General features: G+C 60.8%; 1 protein-coding gene and 1 pseudogene. One reads left to right on the top strand and one right to left on the bottom strand.

Translation table 11 applies throughout. The annotated features are described in order from the left end of the window. Positions 1-1486, bottom strand: a pseudogene (locus EOA36_RS30330) (hypothetical protein); the annotation flags it as partial. 1135 nt (positions 1487-2621) lie between these two features. Here EOA36_RS30330 and EOA36_RS30320 point away from each other — a divergent pair. Next, a partial coding sequence (locus EOA36_RS30320) for a PAS-domain containing protein (protein WP_127280622.1) occupies positions 2622-3734 on the top strand: 1113 nt, incomplete at its 3' end.

The raw sequence follows: 3734 nt of genomic DNA, 5'->3' as shown, positions 1-3734 counted from the left end.
GAAACAGATTGTATTCGAATACACCGGCGGCGACGGGGCCGCCGAGCGCAAACGCGCCGGCAGTGGTGGTGGCGCCGTTGGTCGCATCGACCACCTGGATGCCGTTGCCGGTCGTCAGGGCGCCAGGCCCGTCAACATTCGTCACAAGAATGCTGGTCGAGCCACTCCCCGCGCCATTCTCGATAACAAGCCGATCGGAGGGAGAATTGTCGGTGCCAAGGAAGGTGTTGAGCAAAAGACGACCATCCTGGCCGACGTAGTTGCCGTGGATCGTGAACGTGTCATGCAGGGAGGTTCCGGTGCCGGGCGCCGGCGAATCATTCGTTAGGTCGATGGCCCCGGCATTGTTCACCGTGACCAGCTGCGACGAATCGAACGGCACGACCCCATAACCGAACGAATTGCCCGCCAGGACCGAACTGGTGGAATCGATAGAGAGCGTCCCAGTTCCTGTTTGCGTGTCGCCGAGCGTCAGAACGCCCGTCGTAAAGATGAACCTCAGCTGCGACCGGTTGGTGAGCCTGAAGTCTTCCCAGTTGACAATATTCGTGGGTTGGTCGCCCTGCTGAGCACCCTGGTCGTTGGTGGTATGGTCCCAGGTAAGCGTGTCGGTCCCCAAGCCGCCGTCGATGATCTTGCCGGCGGTCAGGTTGTTTTGCGTGAGACGGACAAAAAGGGCAGTGTCATCGCCATCGCCCATCTGCACGGTCGCTGCGACATTGCCGACGATCCACCTGAAGTTGTCGTTACCCGAGCCCATGTCGACGGAAGTCTGAACATCTCCCGCGGCCAGATCCAGTACATCATCTCCGGCGCCGAGGCTGATCGAGCCGGCGAAGAACCCGAGGTTGATGACGGCATCGTTGGAATTGCCCGTGCTGGTGACGCCGTTCTGAACCTGACCGTCGGCAAAGTTGATGATGTTGTTGACACCCGACCCCGCAAGAAAGACGCCCCCGTCGATCAGGCCATGGTTGTTTAGCTGGAAGGTGCCGTTGTCGGTCGCGCGAACTGCATTGTCCAGCACCCCTGCGTTGTTCAAGGTGAAACTGGTGTTGCCTATAGCGATCACATCGGCGTTGGCCGTGCCTAGATTGTTGAACGTGCTTGTGCCCGGTCCCTCAATCGTGACGGGAGCGTTGAAAACCGCCGTGGAATCGGCATTGACCGTGACCGACAACCCCGCGGACGTGAAGCCGCTATTGATTTGCCCCCTGCATTCAATAATCAGGGTACCGGGAGGCGCTTCCACGCAGGCGGCAAAAGCCCGCAGATCGCTCAGGCAAAGAAGCGAGGCGGACGCAACAGACTGAAGAAGCATGTTACGAACCGTCAGAGGGTTTCGGCAACCTCGCTTGGCTGCGCGCTGATCGGGAAATCGGGCCGAGGTCCTCTCGGATCCGTTGGCCGCGTTCATGCGCTCGGCGGGATGAGTTCGAACGGCTTTCAAATAGGCAATTCTGGACGTGCGAAACCGCTCAGCCATAGGTCAATCCATAACAGCCGCGCACCCCGGTACAGACGTTGGTTTGCATCGTCAGGATTGTCAATCTCATGAAATTGTCGAGAATGATTACTGGAATTGACGTGTCATATGTGCAACATTGGCCTCTGGTCGTATATGATCTCAGATCAAGCAAAGATTACGACGAAGCACTGCCGCCCGAGAGACCACGTTAATCTTCCTCGCATTGTATCGCGCCGGAACTGCCTGGTGGCCAGACATCAAGCTTTGCCGACGGGGTTCGCAATGCTCCTGAGTCCATGATTTAGCTCAGGCCGCGAGACTTAAAGCGCAACAATCGCTGTTAGTTGCGGTGCGGGGTGGCTCTCCGGCGGCGCGGATTTTGGTCGGGCAGAATTGGAATGGACTCAAGCGGGACGCGATGTGGCCGCTTTCGCGTTGCGATCGCGCCCGCCATCATTTGAAAGGATCCTACAAATCCAGAAGCCGTGGGCGGTTGCCCTGATTGACCGGGTGCACCGCTTCCGGCGTGGCGTGGCCTATTGGCAGGACGATTTGCGCCAGATCTTTGTTTTTATGCATGTCGTCTTCCCAAAACGAGGTCACTTTTGGGCGACATGCACTAGTCGCAGACCATGCGAACCCTTTGGCCGGGTGCGCTCACGTTCCTGCATGCCAATTGTTTTTCGGAGTCCGATGACTGCGGAGGCGGCGGTGATACCTTGGTCTGATACCGCCTGTGCACGGCAGGCTTGGCTCTGCGGTCGGAAACCCGCCCGGGTTGCTGGGGCGGTCCCGGAAAGGCGCCAGTGTCGACCTGAGGCTGGTAGTCGATATTGGGCGGCGGCCGGTCCCAGATCCGCCTGGCGTCGAGCGGTCGTGGGATAATGACCGTGCCGTCATAGCTGCGCGAGCAGCCGCCGCCGAAAAGCAGCGCCACGCCCAGCAAGAAAGGCCCTATCCGTCCATACATTAGCACCACCCCTGCGCATGCTTATAGCGCGGCCTTGCTCCACGCCACAACCGGACGGAATAACGCAGCAGGAACAGGCCGGTTGCGCCGTTAAGGTTAGCGGATCGTTAATGCTTCTGCGGCACATTCCGCCGACGAACCGCGGAGGGAGGGTTCGGCCTTGATTTTCGGGGTGGGGACAGCATGGCGGAAGTGGACGAAGCAATCGGCGCGCGCGGCAAGCGCGACCCCGGCAAGGCCGCCGCGCATGGCGGCGACGGATCATCCGGCGTCGACATGGATGGCGCCGACGTGCTGCGCCAACTCGTCGAAGCGGGCTCGGACTGGATTTGGGAAACCGATGCGGAACTGCGCTTTTCCTGGCTTTCACAAGGCTACCAGGCGGCGACGGGTATCGATCCGGCTGACGTGCTCGGCCGGTTCCGCTTCGATTTTCTCAATCAGGTCCTGAAGGGCAACCGCAGCGCGGCAGGCCATCTGGAGGATTTGCAGGCGCACCGGCCGTTCCGCGACTTCGTCTACGAACTGAAGGGCGGCCGCCCCGACTGCCGCTGGGTGCTGACTTCAGGCTTCCCGCGTTTCGACGGCGACGGAAAATTTGCCGGCTATCGCGGCATGGGCCGCAACGTCACCGCGCTGGCCAGCGCCTTCGAGGGCATGGAACCGCCGGTTGGCGGCGAGCCAGTCCGGCATCTTGCCGATCTCGAGCGGACGATGGACGCCATGCATATGGGCGTCGTGCTTCTGGACGCCAGGCTCGACACACTGATCGTCAACAAAGCCTATCGCGATCTCTCCAGGATTCCGGATGGGGCCGTGACCGTCGGCGCGCCGTTCAGCCTGTTGATGGAACTCAACCGCCGCAACGGCATCTATGGCGACATCGACGAGAAGCAATGGCAGCGCTACCTCGCCACCCGCGTCGAGGAGATCAGGGCCGGTACCGTCGCGCCTCGGGAGTTTGCCCACGCCGACGGGCGGACCATGATGTTCTCCGTCACGGCTCTGTCGGGAGGCAAACGCCTGTTGACCTACTATGAGGTCACCGAGGTCAAGCGGCGTGAAGCCGAGATCGAGAATGCCAACGCCAAGATCGCCGAGACTTTCGCCAATCTGCGCACCATGGTCGATCAGATGCCGATCGGTGTTCTCGTCCTCGATGCCGACATGCGTGCCGAGGTCATCAACCGCGCCTTTTACGATTTCTGGCAGATCGACGCCCGGCGCGCCGAGACCGGCTGCAGCTTCCGCGAGCTGATGGACGCGAGCCGCGACATCGACCCGTATGGTTCGGAC

Source organism: Mesorhizobium sp. M8A.F.Ca.ET.021.01.1.1 (assembly GCF_003998025.1).
Classification (GTDB): domain Bacteria; phylum Pseudomonadota; class Alphaproteobacteria; order Rhizobiales; family Rhizobiaceae; genus Mesorhizobium.
This window is presented reverse-complemented; position numbering and strand designations above follow the sequence as displayed.